This window comes from Paenarthrobacter sp. NPDC092416, from assembly GCF_044755025.1.
In the GTDB taxonomy this organism is placed as follows: Bacteria; Actinomycetota; Actinomycetes; order Actinomycetales; family Micrococcaceae; genus Arthrobacter.
The window spans coordinates 542,654-556,869 of record NZ_JBIVQG010000001.1 but is presented as its reverse complement, the minus strand read 5'-3'; the positions used below and the strand labels follow the sequence as shown (position 1 = coordinate 556,869).

Sequence of the window (14,216 nt, the reverse complement as noted above, 5' to 3'; positions counted from 1 at the left end):
TCATTACGGGACTGGCCTGTGCATAGGTACTGCAAGGCATCAGGTGGTGCCAGTATTGAATAAATAGTAGAACCTCCGCGGCGATCGCCATATTCCGGGACGCCCGAGTGTGAGCAACAGCACTGGCGGCAGGCCGCCGTCGTACGTTTGCTACGACCACGGCAGCTGAACTGCCGAGTGGTGCTACCGCTCCGCCCAGCCGGTTGCTGCCAGCAAACGTTCCTCGAACATGGGGATCATGCTTTGCACGTAGGTCTTGGTCAGGTGGTTGTCATCCTTATAGACATAGACGTTTCCCACCACCGCCGGGCAGGTGCCCTGCTCGCAGATGAAATCGCTCATATCCATCAGGTAGAGCCGCTCGACCTTGCCGAGGTAGTCGTCCAAAGGCGACGACGCCGCCAACGACTCTTCCAGGGGCGCGTTGCAATCCGGCGAATCCGGCCCCTTCTTCTGGACGCACTCCGGCATGTTGATGCTGAACCGCGGATTGTCACGGACCCCGACGACGTCGATCCCCGCGTCCGTGAATGGCTTGATGCCCTCCAAGTAGCCCGGAACCTCCGTCTCGAATGGGGCGGTGGCATGCGTCAGCGAGGCCACCGTAAACACCGCATCCGGCTTGTGATCCATCACGTACTGCGCACTTGCCTTGTTGAACTCGTTGCACTCGGCGGAGCGTTCCGTAGACTCGGCACCGAACCGGCAACTGCCCTTGAGCAGCGTCACCACTTCCCAGCCGTGCTCTTTGGCGATCGGACCGAGGGCCGCCATGTACTGCTGCGCATGCGAGTCACCAAGGACCACGATCCGCTTGGAAACTACCTCGGGTTCATCGTTCTGCAGGCAGCCTTCAAGCAGCGGATCCGAGGGAACGTTGTTGCCTGTGCACAGACCATCGATGTCCGCCCACTCGTCATCCATGGCTGCAGGGGCAGGGATGATGAGTGCCTCCGGGGTGGGCTGGCCTGCAAACTCGGGAGACAATGCAGCCGCGCCAGGGGTCAACTCCTTGGGCTGGCCGGCGATGGCCGCACCTTCGGCGGCGATCACGCCCTGCCAGGCGGTGACCGGCAGCGCCAGCAGCGCACCGCAGCCAACGATCACGACGGCGGCGCGCCAGGAACGCACGTCGGGCCACTTCCAGTGGCGCATCGGCACCTCGACATAGCGCGTCGTAACAACGGCCAGCAGCATCGACACCGCCATGATGCCGAGTCCCTGGAGAAGGTTCGGAGTGGCGGTCTCGGTGACAAGGAGGAAGAACACCAGGACTGGCCAATGCCACAGGTACAAGGCGTACGAATTGTCGCCCACCAGCACCAACGGCTTGGAGCTCAGCAGGCGGTCGGCACCGAAGCGGCTGTTGCTTTGGCCGGCAACGATGACAGCCGCAGCGGCGAGCGTCGGCCAGAGTGCTACGAAGCCAGGGAACGAACGGTCAACAGTGAGGACCAGTCCACAGGCCAGCATCGCGGCCAGACCGGCCCAACCCAAGAAGACCCTCAGCCACTTGCCGGGCTGGAGGTACGGAAGCGCGAGTGCCACCAGGGAGCCCAGCGCGAACTCCCACAAACGCGTACGCGTATCGAAGTACGCGAATTCCTGGTTGTGTGCCGTCTGCTCGATCGAGAACACCAGCGAGGCAACAAACACGATGCCGAACGCAATGGACAAGAGAGCACGATGACTCACTGACCTGCGACCTGCACTGTTGGGCCCGGCTCCCTCGCCGGGGAAGAGCTTGGCCAGCCACGGCTGCAGCAGCGCCACCGCCGCAAAGATCAGCGGCCACAGGATGAACACCTGCCCCTGGACAGACAAAGACCAGAAATGCTGGAGGGGGCTGGCACCCGAATGGTCCTGGGCGTAGTAATCCACTGCCGACTCCGCGAGCTGCCAATTCTGGCGGTACAGCAACGAAGCCCACGCCTCGGCAAGCACATTGGGCCACCTGCTCTGCGGGATCAACGCCCACGTGGCGGTCAGGACCGCCAGCAGCACGACGACGACGGCCGGCAGCAGCCGCTTGAAGACGTGGAGCCAGTGGCCTACGAGCCGCAACGGCTTGCCGCTTTCCACCTTTCTCGTGAACGAGAGAGTCAGCAGGAACGCCGAGATAAGCAGGAATACGTCCACGCCCCCGGACACCCGGCCCAGCCAGATATGGTAAGCAGCGACCATCAGTACCGCCAAGGCCCGCAGGCCCTGGACCTCCGGCCGGAAGCCGCGGTCCGCCGTCGAGCGTTCCGGTGTTTTTTGTCCGGTCGCTGCAGTATCGCGTTCGGTCATGATCGCACCCACCCCGTAGCGGCAAACCACCGTTCGTCGAACATCTCCCCCATGCTCGTGACGTACGTCTTGGACAGGTGGTTGTCATCCAGGTAAACGAACACGTTGCCCACGACGCTTGGGCATTGCGTGCCGTCGCACAGCAGATCGGTCATGTCCAGGAAGGAAGCGTTGCCGAAAACCCCTGAGACCGCCGCGAAGGGGCTCTCTGCAGGGATAACGTCGGCCTGATCAGACTTGCAGTCGCCGCTGTCCACGCCCTTGGCCAGCGCACACTCGGTCACGTTGTACGAATACCGGGGGTTGTCCCGGATCGCCACAACTTGGATGCCAAGATCGTTGAAGTTGCTGACCGTCTGCTCGAAGCCGTACACAAGCTGCTCATCAGGCGATGACGGCGATGCCATGGTACCGACCATGAAAACGGCGTCCGGTGGGTTGGCCGAGACGTATTTCAGCGCCGCTGCGTTGAAATCGTCGCATTCGTCGCTGGCATCAGGATTTTCGGGCATGAAATGGCACCCGCCCAGGAGGAGAGCGGTGACCTTCCAGTGCTCCTCTTCAGCCAGGGGGCCCACGGCCGCCAGCCACTGCTGGGCATGGGAATCACCGAGCACCACAACGCTCTTGGTGGCGTCAGCACCGACGTCGTTCTGCTGGCAATTCTTCTGGAGCAAATCGTTGTCCGGCCGGCTTCCGCCCTCGCAGGAGTTCGGAAGGTGAGCCCAGTCCTCCGGCAATTGTTCGGCCGTCGGCAGCGTCTTGGCACCGTCACCGACCAGATCCACGTAGCCGGGCAGCAGGGCATGTGCTCCGGGATTATCGTTGAACGCCTGCGCCTCCGCGGCCTTCTGGTCCAGGTATTGCTTGTACTGGAAGCCCACCAAAGGCGCGCACGCCACGGCCACGCAGACAGCGATGGAAATAGCCGCACGGCGGCGCTTCATCTCGGGCCACTTCCATTCCCGAAACGGCTTTTCGACGTATTTGGTGGTGAGGAACGCCAGCCCCAAAGACACCGCCACAATGACCGAACCTGACAACCATCCGGCGTGGTCCTTCCCGCTCCAGGCCAAAGCGATGACCAGAATGGGCCAGTGCCACAAGTAGAGGGCGTAGGAGTTGTCGCCCAGCCTCACCAGGAATTTGGAGCTGAGGATCCGGTCCACACCGAAGCGGCTGCCGGTCTGCCCAGCCGCGATCACGGCGACAGCGGCAAGCGTGGGCCACAAGGCGACGAACCCAGGGAACGCCGTCTGGACCTGCAGCAGGACACCGCAGCTCAGCATGGCGGCAACACCCACCCAACCCATCACAATCCGGACGGGCTTGGAGAAGTCCAACGCCGGCAAGATCAAGGCGACCAGCGTGCCGAGCGCAAATTCCCACAGGCGCGCAAACGTGTCGAAATAGGCCACAGCCTGGTTATTGGCCGTGAAAATGATGGAGTACGTCAGCGAAGCCACGAATATGATCGCAAAAATGTAGGCCAGTGATGCACGGTAACGGAGATCGAATTTGCGGCAGATCACGGCCATCGTTGCGAAGATGACCGGCCACATGATGAAGACCTGACCCTGGATGGACAGGGACCAGAAATGCTGCACCGGGCTCGCGAGGCTGTGGTCCGTGGCGTAGTAGTTCACGGCCAGCGTCTGCAGGAGCCAGTTCTCAAAGTAAAAGAGGGATGCCCAGGCCTGGTGGACTACTTCAACCCAGCGGGTAGGGGGCAGGAAGGCGAAGGTGGCCGCGAGAGTGCCGAGAAGAACCACCACGACGGCGGGAAGCAGGCGCCTGAACAGGTGCAACCAATGCCGCAGCAGATCCATCGGCCGGCGTTGTTTGTAGCGTCCCGTGAACTGCAGCGTCATCAGGAATGCGGAGATCAGCAGGAAGACATCCACCCCACCGGATACCCTGCCGATCCAGATGTGATACGAAACCACCATGAGGACAGCGAGGGACCGAAGGCCCTGGATTTCGGGGCGGAACTTCGACTTTGCAACGGGTCCAGAAGCCCGCCTGTTGGGACGGGCGGGCTGTTGGATCGTTGGCATAGTCACGTAGGCGATTCCTCAAAGCTGTTGCACAAAGCATCAATCATACGCGTTTTGAGGGCCTCAACCCATTTGAGAGTTGGCTTCAAACCGCCTTCCGAGGCTCCATTAGCGCAGTATTGGCTATGAATTTCCACAGCGATTCCTATGCGTGGCCTGTGCCGGCTTCGCACTGATTGGCGCGCCAGGCTACTACGCTGAAGCCTGACAAAGGAGGCAAATCCATGATGGTTCAGCTGCGCGTGTGCGTTCCATCCGAGTTGTCCGACGAGGTGCTGGAATGTTGTTCGCAACAAACCGGAGCCGCCGAAGTAGCCCGTCATAAGGGTGCCTCGGTGGTCCCTCCAGGAGACGTGATTACCGCCCATATTGCCCGTGAATCCGTGGAAGACCTGCTGGTAAGACTTCACGCCCTTAAGGTCCCGGAGCTTGGCTCCGTCTCCGTCTCCACTCCCGAGCTCATGTTGTCTGCACGTGCCGACGCCGCCGAGGCTTCCGCGCCCGGAGAATCTGCCGACTCCGTCATTTGGGACGAGGTGTCCCGGCAAACGGGCGAAGACTCCAAGCTCACTTGGAGCTTCCTGGCTTTCCTCGTCATCGCCACCCAACTCGCCGCGATTGGAATTGTGACAGATTCCACCATCGCAATCGTCGGTGCCATGGTGGTGGGACCCGAATTCGGCCCCCTCGCAGCCTTGGCCGTGGGGCTGGTGGAACGAAAGTGGCGGCTGGTGCGGTCAGCTGTCCTGGCCCTCGGCATTGGATTTCCCTTGGCCATGATTGTGACGGCTGTGGCTGCCTGGTTGTCCGTGCCGTTGGGTCTCTTCCCGCGCGACACCTTGGACCGTGGATCCGCCGTCGAATTCATCTACCATCCCGGCCCCTACTCGCTGATCGTCGCGGCCTTGGCCGGCGCGGCGGGAATGTTGTCCATGATCAGCCACCGGTCCTCTGCCTTGGTAGGCGTCTTCATTTCCGTTACCACTGTGCCGGCCGCCGGATTCGTTGCCGTGGCCTTGGTCCTCGGCGAATACAGCAAGGCCACAGGCTCTGCGCTGCAGCTGCTCCTCAATCTTGTGGGAATTGTGGCGGCGGCTGCGGCGGTCTTGGTGTTTTACCGGATCATCACAAAGAAGCCGAAGCTCGGGCTGAAGTGACGTGCGGTACCGGGATACGGCTGGCCAAATAGCGGGCGTCCCGGCCAACCCCGGGCAGCGTTGCCGAAACAGCGGCAAACAGGAACTCCTGCCCCAGGAAGAAGAATCCCGGAACTGCGTCCACTACGCCCCGCTTCTGCAGTAACCCTCCATCCTGGTCCAGTGCAGGAACATGAATCCACGAATAGTCGTCGCGGTACCCGGTGCACCATATGACGTTGGCGCACTCGACCACTTGTCCTCCGTCCAGCACAGGCAAGCCGTCGCGGACACCCGAGACCCTCGGCAACACTTCGATTCCTGCGGCCCGGAGTTCCTTGGTCCTGGTCCGGATCAATGGTGCCGCTTTCGACGTGAACTCCGGTGCGACCTTTCGACCAATCGGCGTGTTGAGTGTCAGGACATGCAGTCCCAGAAAACGCACCACCGGCAGGACGAAACGCGCTGCTGCCCGACCATGACGAACAGGCAGCTCGCCGCCCGGTTTCCCGGCCACAGTGGTCTGATGGCTACGGCTCACCTCCACAGCAATCTCTGCGCCGGAATTACCGAGCCCAACAACAAGCACAGGTCCTGGCCGCAGCTGTGCGGGATTCCGGTAGTCCTGGGAGTGCAGCTGGACGATGCCCGCCTCCAGCTCTGTGGCGAACGCAGGTCTCTTGGGAACGCGGTATCCTCCGGTGGCGATCACCACATTCTTCGAGCGCCATGACTTCTCCCCAGCACTGACAAGGAAGCCGTCACCGTCCGAGGCAAGGCCATCGACGCGCACTCCCGGTGTCCAAGGCAAGTCAAAGCGGCGCACATAGTCCTCGAGGTAGTCTGCCAATTCGTCCTTGGTTGGAAAATTCAGCGGATCCCCAGGGAATGGCGCGCCGGGCAGTCCGTCGTACTTGGCCGGGGTAAACAGTCGCAAGGAATCCCAACGCTGCCGCCAAGACTCCCCGGCCCTTTCATTCTCGTCCAGGATGAGGAATTCCCGGTGCTGCCGTGCCAGCCAATATCCCAGTGCCAAGCCGGATTGCCCACCTCCAATGATGACCGTGTCCAGTACGGCATCCTGATTCGTTGTCATGGCTTTGTCCCTTCAATGATTGCTTCTTCCGGAACCTTCCGATACCGCAGGCACCACACGAGCATGAGTGCCGATGCCACGACGTAAAACGAGTGCAGCAGCCACACCGGACCTGCGGGAAGGTCGAACACATAGAACGAATGCACTGCGTTGGCCACATTAGTGATGACGATGTTGCCGACGCTGTAAGATCCCAGGTCCTTGGTGCGGACGGCCTTCATTAGCATGGGAAACATGCTGGCGGCGAAGAGCACGGTGGATACGGTGCCGGCAAGCAGTGGAATGTTCATAAAGCCCACGCTATGAGCCCACCCCTGCCTGCCGCGTCGGCACAATGGCCCATTTCCGGGCGCGGGGGCATGGGTATTTCTGCGCATGCCCCGTTGGCTCATCCCTCTCCCACATCCCACACCGTTTGGGCCAACGGTCTCCCACATCCCACCCCCTTCCAGCCTGGAGGTTTTCGTGCCGGGCGTGGAGCGGGGCCAGGCGGCCTGGGATGAGCACCAAAAGGCGTTGGCTGAATACCGAGGTCGAGGTTCCTGGAAGATCAGCGCCTTCTTTTGCCGCGAAGCAAATAGCTGAACTCTGGAGATTCATCGAACGGACTCCTCCGGCGCTAAAGGCTCCCAGCGGCTGGCCCGACTCGCGCGACGGCAAATGCCGCCCGCCCGGTCCACATACCACCGGAGTGACGACGGGACGTGAGAGAAGGAACCCCAAAACCCGACGGGACGTGAGAGAGGGACACCCAAAACCCGACGGGACGTGAGGGAGGGAACCCCAAAACCCGACGGGACGTGAAAGAGCACCGGGGGTTAGTTGAACAGGTGATGCTCGAAGGCGTACCGGGTGGCGGCAACCCTCGACGGCAGGGTCAGTTTGGTCAGGATGTTGCTGACATGCCTGGCCACCGTTTTTTCGCTGAGATAGAGCGATCGGGCAATGGCTTTGTTCGCATTGCCTTCGGCCACGAGCCGCAATACTTCCAGCTCGCGGGCGGTCAGCGGCGAATCCTGCCCGGTGGGGCGTTCCCCCGTGAGTCCGAGGACTTCCGCGGCGGCGGGTAGGGCGCCCAGTTCAGCAAACTCGCCCTTTGCTGCCTCGAACTCCATGATGGCGGAGTCAGGATCACCCAGCACTGCGCAAGCCCTTCCAGCGAGTACGCGGCAACGGGCGGCGTCGTACGGAGCTTCGAGGCTGTACCAAATACGCCACGCCTTCCGGGCCGAGATCAATGCGGCCTCGGGGCTCCCCTCGGCCAAGAGCACGCTCGCTTCTGCTTGGGCTGCCAGTGCCCGTTCCAAAGGGCGGCTGGCTTCGTGGACCGGGGCGGCGAGTTCGTCAGCCGCTGCCCTGGCTGCGACGAGGTCGCCCTCTGCAAGCTCCACCTGGACAACGGCTGGAAGCAGCCTGCACCGGTTTGCCGGATCAGCTCCGGACATCGCTCGGCGCAACAGTACTTGCGCTTGGGACGTTTTGTGTTGGGCCATGCGTAGAAGCGCAAGGCCGGGCAAAGGCTCAAAACCAGTCTCCCCTGCCTTGGCATAGGCGGCCTCCGCCTCCTCCAAACTTCCCCGTAAGCGGAGCACTTCACCCTGTTGGTACCAAGCGCCCCACGCTGCTTCCGGATCACCGCGGCGGGATCGGTCCTGGGCGATGCGGGCAGCAGCCAAGGCATCGTCCCAGGCACCATGCAGGATGAACAGCTCGGCGCGGTGCGATTGGCATTGCCCGCTGAACATCACCATGTCCGGCCGGTCCCCGCACCACCGTTCCAGGGCCGCCGTCCATTCCTGGGCACGGTGGACATCCAAGGCCAGCCTGCAGCTTCCAATCACTGCGCAGTAGATAATCCCGGAGGGTATGGGCGAGACCTCTCCGGCGGTGACGGACAGCATCACTTCATCGAGGAGTTGCAGTCCCTCATCCGGGAAGCCGAGCGTGATCCTGGCCGTGCCCAATCCGAGCTGGCCAAGTGCCGTGAGATCCCTGTCATGGAATCGCTGGCCCACCTCAAAGGCCCGGCCAAACAGCTCGTCGCTGGCGGTGGGGTCCCCTCCGTACAGCGCACCGAGCGCGGCCGGGATGAGGAGATAGCCCTCCGCTTCGGTGGGCTCTTCCATCCCGGCAATGAGATGCTGGGCGCGTGACATCCAGCCGGAACTTCGTGCAGGTTCCCCGATATCCATGAGGTACAGAACCAGCCACGCCGCACACCGTGCAGCGCCGGCCATGTCGCCCAAGGTCAGGAATTCCTGGTGGGCCCTTGTCAGGTATTCAACCCCGTCAGCGTCATGGCCCAGGAGCATGGCCACGGAAGCCACGAGTTCCATGTCCGGGGCAGTCAGACCGCCTTCGGAATCAGCCCGGGCAAGGCAGTCCAACGCATCGCTCCAGCGATGCTCGGAGAACGCCGAGCGTCCAAGATCCAAGGCTGTGGCTGGCATCGTCATGACTCACCTTGCGGCCGGGAGCGGCCCGGTTGGCGCACCCAAGCCGCCGTAATAGCGTCAGGGTACCGCCGCCGTCGTACGGTCACAAGGGCACCAGCGTGGCACCAAAGACCAAGCGCAGACCACAAGGCCCGAGACAAAAAAGAGTCCCGGCCATGAACCATGGCCGGGACTCTTGGTGCAGGTAACTAGTGCTTGTGGCCTGCGTGTGCGTCTTCGTCCTCAGCCGGCTTCTCAGCAACCAAGGTCTCGGTGGTGAGAACCAGGGCAGCGATGGAAGCAGCGTTGCGGAGTGCGGAGCGGGTGACCTTGACGGGGTCGATCACGCCAGCGGCGATCAAGTCCTCGTACTCGCCGGACTTGGCGTTGAAGCCGTGATTGGCTTCCAGCTCGGCAACCTTGGCAACAACAACGAAGCCGTCGAATCCGGCGTTCTGGGCGATCCAGCGCAGGGGCTGGACAAGGGCACGGCGGACGATGCCCACGGCAGCCGCCGCGTCACCCTCCAGTGCCTTCACGGCCGGGGACTCGTCCAGTGCCTTGAGAGCGTGGATGAGGGCCGAACCGCCACCGGAAACAATGCCTTCTTCGAGGGCTGCGCGCGTGGAAGAAACGGCGTCCTCGATGCGGTGCTTCTTTTCCTTCAGCTCAACCTCGGTGGCTGCGCCAACCTTGATCACGCCGATGCCGCCGGCCAGCTTGGCCAGGCGTTCCTGCAGCTTTTCCTTGTCCCAGTCGGAGTCCGTCCGGGTGAGCTCAGCACGGAGCTGGGCAACGCGGTCGGACACGTCCTGAGCCGAGCCGGCGCCGTCCACGATGGTGGTGTTGTCCTTGGTCACCGTGATGCGGCGCGCGGTACCGAGTACCTCGAGGCCAACGGTGTCCAGGGTCAGGCCGAGGTCCGGGGAAACAACCTGGGCGCCGGTGAGCGTGGCGATGTCCTGGAGCATGGCCTTGCGACGGTCGCCGAAGCCCGGTGCCTTGACGGCAACAACGTTGAGCGTGCCGCGGATGCGGTTAACGATCAGCGTGGACAGGGCTTCGCCTTCGATGTCTTCAGCAATGATGAAGAGCGGCTTGTTGGCCTGCAGGGCCTTCTCCAGCAGTGGCAGGAAATCCTGCAGCGAGGAGATCTTGCCCTGGTTGATCAGGATGAGGGCGTCCTCAAGGACGGCTTCCTGGCGCTCTGCGTCGGTGACGAAGTACGGGGACAGGTAGCCCTTGTCGAACTGCATGCCCTCGGTGAGGACCAGTTCGGTCTGGGTGGTAGAGGACTCTTCGATGGTGATGACACCATCCTTGCCAACCTTGCCGAACGCTTCAGCCAGCAGTTCGCCAATCTCGTCGCTCTGCGCGGAGATTGCTGCCACGCTGGCAACCTGCGTGCCTTCGACTTCGCGGGCGTTCTCCAGGAGGCGGGCTGCGATGGCTTCAACGGAAACCTCGATACCTCGCTTGATCTCGCCCGGAGCGGCGCCGGCAGCAACGTTGCGCAGGCCTTCCTTGACCAGAGCCTGTGCCAACACGGTAGCCGTGGTGGTGCCGTCGCCTGCGACATCGTTGGTCTTGGTGGCGACTTCCTTGGCCAACTGGGCACCAAGGTTCTCGTAGGGGTCGTCCAGCTCGACTTCACGGGCGATGGTGACGCCGTCGTTGGTGATCGTGGGAGCGCCCCACTTCTTGTCCAGCACGACGTTGCGGCCGCGCGGACCAAGCGTCACCTTGACAGTGTTGGCGAGCTTGTCGATACCGGCCTCAAGAGACCGGCGGGCAGCATCGTTAAAAGCAAGCTGCTTTGCCATGGTTGTGTCCTTTCAAGACGGAAAACCCGCACCGCTGACGGTCAGAAAAATCCAACGGTGTCTGCGGCGCGGGCTCCAGGAAGTTACTTTACGACGATCGCCAGAACGTCGCGGGCGGACAGAACGAGGTACTCGTTGCCGCCGGTCTTGACTTCGGTTCCACCGTACTTGGAGTAGATAACGACGTCGCCAACAGCTACGTCAACCGGAACGCGGTTGCCGTTGTCATCGAAGCGGCCGGGGCCGATTGCAACAACTTCGCCTTCCTGCGGCTTCTCCTGTGCGGAGTCCGGAATGACCAGGCCGGAAGCCGTGGTCTGCTCTGCTTCGAGCGGGCGAACAACAATACGATCCTCAAGAGGCTTAATCGAGACCGACACTCGGACTCTCCTTTTCATGAGCTGATTCATGGACTAAGAACTAGGGTGCCGGGGCGTGCAACCGTCGTCGCGGTGCCGGAAGACGCCTGGCGTGATTAGCACCCTCCGGGGGAGAGTGCTAACTAGACTCTATGTAAGGCGTTAGCACTCGGTCAAGGTGAGTGCCAGCATTTCGTCGTGGGTGAACGCCATCACCGGCCGGTGAGATCGTCCAGGTCGTAATCTTCGCCGTCGTCATCTTCGTCCACCGGAGCCGTTCCACGCTTCAGGTACAGCACCACGGCGGCCGCTATGGCAACGACGCCGGAGACCACCAACGCAATAATTCCTCCGATGCGGGCGCCGGTGTAGAGCTCCCTGATATCGCGGGCTTCGTCGGTGGCGTCATTCACGCTTTTGCCGGTGACGGAGTACGCGGCGGCATTGAAGGAATCCAAGGCAAAGATGATGATGAGCAACGCAATGCACACAACGGCGATCGCTGCGCCTGCAATCAATGCGGGCCGGGCGTATGCAACCGGAGACCGGCGGGAACCACGCTCTGCCGCCCGGACGGGATCGGGATCATTCCCGTTGGAGTTGTTGGATTCGGAGGGCTGCGGAGTTGCGTTGTCTTCCATAAAAACAACCCTATAGGGCTGATTCGCCGGTCACCTCCCTGCGACGCACGCCAGTAGGCTTGATCTCATGGCTCAAGCACCGCAGGAACAGATTGCCCCCTTGCTGACCACTGAAGGATGGGAACTTCTTGCCTCGTTGGGCCCGTATCGAGAGGCCGACGCCTTCAGCACCAACGCGGAGCTCCGCAAGGCCGGCCACTCCCCCGAGCTGGTCGCCGCCGTACTGACGCAGTCCCGCTTGCGGACGCGCGCGGAGGCTAAGTTTGGTGAATTTGCCCGCCAGATGCTGTTCACCCAGGCGGGCCTGGAACAGGCAACGCGCTTGAACGTTGCCGCGCGGCACGCTGAGCGCTTCGTCAAGGCCGGCACGGCGCATGTGGCCGACCTCGGATGCGGTCTTGGCGCAGACTCGATGGCGCTGGCTTCCATGGACATCAACGTCACGGCCGTGGAACTGGACGAAACGACGGCGGCCTGCGCCACCATCAACCTGATGCCGTTCCCGCATGCCACCGTGGTGCACTCCGATGCCACCGCCGTGCCTTTGGACGGGATCGACGGCGTCTGGCTGGATCCGGCGCGTCGCACCACGTCCACCTCGGGAACCAAGCGGATCTGGGATCCGGAAGACTTCTCTCCCCCGCTTTCGTTCGTGGAAAATCTAGCGAGATCGGGCCGTGCCATCGGGGTCAAGATGGGTCCGGGCATGCCCCATGATTCCGTTCCCGCACATTGCGAAGCCCAGTGGGTCTCCGTGGGCGGCGACGTCACCGAAGTGACGCTGTGGTTCAACGCGGTGGCCCGCCCGGGCGTGCGGCGTGCCGCGCTCGTCATCGGCGCGCAGGGCGCAGCCGAGATCACCAGCGGTGACGACTTCGACGGCGGACCGGTTGCCGCCGTCGGGCCCGTTGAAGGCTTCCTCTACGAACCTGACGGTGCGGTGATCCGTGCGGGACTGGTAGCCGACATCGCTGAGCGGCTGGGCGGGCACTTGGTGGATGAACATATCGCCTACATCTGCGCGCCTGAGCTGCATGACAGTCCGTTTGCCCGTGCCTACAAGGTGCTCGAGGTCATGCCGTACAACGTGAAGGCGCTCAAGGCGTGGGTCAAGGCCAACGGTGTGGGCGTGCTGGACATCAAGAAGCGCGGGACGGCGGTCACCCCAGAGGAACTGCGCAAGCAACTCCTCCCGGGCGGGAAGTCGGGCAAGTCAGCCAAGTCAAAGGGGGCAAAAACAGCCACCCTTGTCCTCACCAGGATCGGCGAGGAAAGAGTGGCCATTGTTGTGGAGCCGGTAACGGCGACCTAGCGCCGGGAGAATTCCGAAGCTTCGCGGACCTGCTCAGCGGACGGACGGACGCCTGTGTAGAGCACGAACTGCTCTTCGGCCTGGATGGCAATGACCTCTGCGCCGGTGATAACCGGTTTCCCGGCCGCGCGGGCAGCGGTGATGAGCGGCGTCTCTGAGGGCAGGGCTACGACGTCGAAGACCACCTTGGCTGCGGCGATGGTGGCATCGTCGTATGACTGCGCAGTTTCATCCGCACCAGCCATACCCAGCGGCGTGACGTTGATGATGAGGTCCGCGGTCGAGCCGTTGACGTCGTCCTGCCAGTTGAAGCCATACAGATCGGCGAGGGCGCGGCCCGCTGTTTCATTTCGGGCCACGATGGTGACCGCCGTGAACCCGGCGTCCCGGAGCGCCGCAGCGACCGCCTTCGCCATGCCGCCGGCGCCGCGCAGCAGCACCGAGTGGCTGCTGGGAACCTGGTGATCCTTGAGCAACCGGGCAATCGCGATGTAGTCCGTGTTGTAGGCGGTCAGCACGCCGTCGTCGTTGACGATGGTGTTGACCGAATCGATGGCCTTGGCCGAGGGATCCATGACATCCACCAACGGAATCACCGCTTCCTTATAGGGCATCGACACCGCCGCCCCGCGGATCGGCAGTCCGCGGATGCCCGCGATGGCCAGCGTGATGTCCGCCGGCGCGAAAGCCTTGTAGACAAAGTTCAGCTCGAGCAAATCGTAGAGGTAGTTGTGGAACCGCGTGCCAATGTTGCTTGGGCGGGCCGCGAGCGAAATGCACAGGGACATGTCTTTGTTCAAGATGGGCATGCCCCTATTAAACAACGGACGTGGGCAGGCTCACCTTAACAAGTCATATTTATTTGCACACTCTGCGGATTGGATGGGCGCCGCGCCCGAACGGTCGGGCCCGACGCCCACCTGATCAGCCCTGGCGGGCCTTCATGCGCGGGTTGTTTTTGTTGATGACGAACGTGCGGCCGCGTCGGCGGACAATCTGCGCTCCAGGGATCTTCTTCAGGGCACGCAGCGAGTTCCGGACTTTCATGGTGTTCTCCTTTGTTTT

General features: G+C 62.4%; 12 protein-coding genes. 2 read left to right on the top strand and 10 right to left on the bottom strand.

Features of this window, described 5'->3' with window-relative positions; genetic code table 11:
* Window positions 1-183: 183 nt before the first annotated feature.
* Both ACIQC5_RS02460 and ACIQC5_RS02455 read right to left on the bottom strand, forming a co-directional pair.
* Window positions 184-2,292 carry an acyltransferase family protein gene (locus ACIQC5_RS02460; RefSeq protein ID WP_400278146.1) on the bottom strand — a complete coding sequence of 703 codons (2,109 nt, stop codon included), beginning with the start codon at window positions 2,290-2,292 and terminating at the stop codon, window positions 184-186.
* Window positions 2,289-4,349: an acyltransferase family protein gene (locus tag ACIQC5_RS02455; RefSeq protein ID WP_400278684.1), complete on the bottom strand. Its 2,061-nt coding sequence runs from the start codon at window positions 4,347-4,349 to the stop codon at window positions 2,289-2,291. Before ACIQC5_RS02455 ends, ACIQC5_RS02460 begins: the two co-directional genes overlap by 4 nt.
* 224 nt (window positions 4,350-4,573) lie before the next feature.
* On the opposite strand from ACIQC5_RS02455, the gene ACIQC5_RS02450 reads away from it, so the two are divergent.
* Entirely contained in the window at window positions 4,574-5,506 is a 933-nt protein-coding gene (locus ACIQC5_RS02450) for a DUF389 domain-containing protein (RefSeq protein ID WP_400278145.1), read from the top strand.
* Here ACIQC5_RS02450 and ACIQC5_RS02445 read toward each other — a convergent pair.
* The 6 genes from ACIQC5_RS02445 to ACIQC5_RS02420 all read right to left on the bottom strand — a co-directional run bounded on the left by ACIQC5_RS02445 (window position 5,475) and on the right by ACIQC5_RS02420 (window position 11,839).
* The gene (locus ACIQC5_RS02445) at window positions 5,475-6,581 is read right to left on the bottom strand and encodes a flavin-containing monooxygenase (protein ID WP_400278144.1); all 1,107 of its coding nucleotides are present in this window, start codon (window positions 6,579-6,581) and stop codon (window positions 5,475-5,477) included. The genes ACIQC5_RS02450 and ACIQC5_RS02445 overlap by 32 nt on opposite strands.
* The gene (locus ACIQC5_RS02440; RefSeq protein ID WP_400278143.1) at window positions 6,578-6,871 is read right to left on the bottom strand and encodes a hypothetical protein; all 294 of its coding nucleotides are present in this window, start codon (window positions 6,869-6,871) and stop codon (window positions 6,578-6,580) included. Before ACIQC5_RS02440 ends, ACIQC5_RS02445 begins: the two co-directional genes overlap by 4 nt.
* Before the next feature lie 528 nt (window positions 6,872-7,399).
* Window positions 7,400-9,037 (bottom strand): LuxR C-terminal-related transcriptional regulator, encoded by a 1,638-nt coding sequence (locus ACIQC5_RS02435; RefSeq protein ID WP_400278142.1) that lies wholly within the window; start codon window positions 9,035-9,037, stop codon window positions 7,400-7,402.
* 188 nt (window positions 9,038-9,225) lie between these two features.
* Entirely contained in the window at window positions 9,226-10,839 is a 1,614-nt protein-coding gene (gene groL, locus ACIQC5_RS02430) for a chaperonin GroEL (protein WP_400278141.1), read from the bottom strand.
* A gap of 83 nt (window positions 10,840-10,922) precedes the next feature.
* Complete coding sequence (gene groES, locus ACIQC5_RS02425) at window positions 10,923-11,219, bottom strand: co-chaperone GroES (RefSeq protein WP_011775524.1); 297 nt, start codon at window positions 11,217-11,219, stop codon at window positions 10,923-10,925.
* Between the two features lie 191 nt (window positions 11,220-11,410).
* Window positions 11,411-11,839 (bottom strand): hypothetical protein, encoded by a 429-nt coding sequence (locus ACIQC5_RS02420; RefSeq protein WP_400278139.1) that lies wholly within the window; start codon window positions 11,837-11,839, stop codon window positions 11,411-11,413.
* Window positions 11,840-11,906: 67 nt separating this feature from the next.
* Here ACIQC5_RS02420 and ACIQC5_RS02415 point away from each other — a divergent pair, with 67 nt between their 5' ends.
* Complete coding sequence (locus tag ACIQC5_RS02415) at window positions 11,907-13,151, top strand: SAM-dependent methyltransferase (RefSeq protein ID WP_400278138.1); 1,245 nt, start codon at window positions 11,907-11,909, stop codon at window positions 13,149-13,151.
* On the opposite strand, the gene ACIQC5_RS02410 is transcribed toward ACIQC5_RS02415, so the two are convergent.
* Window positions 13,148-13,960 carry a shikimate 5-dehydrogenase gene (locus ACIQC5_RS02410; protein ID WP_400278137.1) on the bottom strand — a complete coding sequence of 271 codons (813 nt, stop codon included), beginning with the start codon at window positions 13,958-13,960 and terminating at the stop codon, window positions 13,148-13,150. The two genes, ACIQC5_RS02415 and ACIQC5_RS02410, sit on opposite strands and share 4 nt — an antisense overlap.
* Window positions 13,961-14,075: 115 nt before the next feature.
* Window positions 14,076-14,198, bottom strand: a complete 123-nt coding sequence (gene ykgO / locus ACIQC5_RS02405; RefSeq protein WP_011775528.1) for a type B 50S ribosomal protein L36 — start codon at window positions 14,196-14,198, stop codon at window positions 14,076-14,078.
* Between the last annotated feature and the right edge of the window lie 18 nt (window positions 14,199-14,216).

Bases quoted from the DNA above. Each gene is read 5' to 3' on its own strand.
- ACIQC5_RS02460 (WP_400278146.1), bottom strand. From the start codon at position 2,292: ATGACCGAACGCGATACTGCAGCGACCGGACAAAAAACACCGGAACGC.
- ACIQC5_RS02455 (WP_400278684.1), bottom strand. From the start codon at position 4,349: ATGCCAACGATCCAACAGCCCGCCCGTCCCAACAGGCGGGCTTCTGGA.
- ACIQC5_RS02450 (WP_400278145.1), top strand. From the start codon at position 4,574: ATGATGGTTCAGCTGCGCGTGTGCGTTCCATCCGAGTTGTCCGACGAG.
- ACIQC5_RS02445 (WP_400278144.1), bottom strand. From the start codon at position 6,581: ATGACAACGAATCAGGATGCCGTACTGGACACGGTCATCATTGGAGGT.
- ACIQC5_RS02440 (WP_400278143.1), bottom strand. From the start codon at position 6,871: ATGAACATTCCACTGCTTGCCGGCACCGTATCCACCGTGCTCTTCGCC.
- ACIQC5_RS02435 (WP_400278142.1), bottom strand. From the start codon at position 9,037: ATGACGATGCCAGCCACAGCCTTGGATCTTGGACGCTCGGCGTTCTCC.
- groL (WP_400278141.1), bottom strand. From the start codon at position 10,839: ATGGCAAAGCAGCTTGCTTTTAACGATGCTGCCCGCCGGTCTCTTGAG.
- ACIQC5_RS02420 (WP_400278139.1), bottom strand. From the start codon at position 11,839: ATGGAAGACAACGCAACTCCGCAGCCCTCCGAATCCAACAACTCCAAC.
- ACIQC5_RS02415 (WP_400278138.1), top strand. From the start codon at position 11,907: ATGGCTCAAGCACCGCAGGAACAGATTGCCCCCTTGCTGACCACTGAA.
- ACIQC5_RS02410 (WP_400278137.1), bottom strand. From the start codon at position 13,960: ATGCCCATCTTGAACAAAGACATGTCCCTGTGCATTTCGCTCGCGGCC.
- ykgO (WP_011775528.1), bottom strand. From the start codon at position 14,198: ATGAAAGTCCGGAACTCGCTGCGTGCCCTGAAGAAGATCCCTGGAGCG.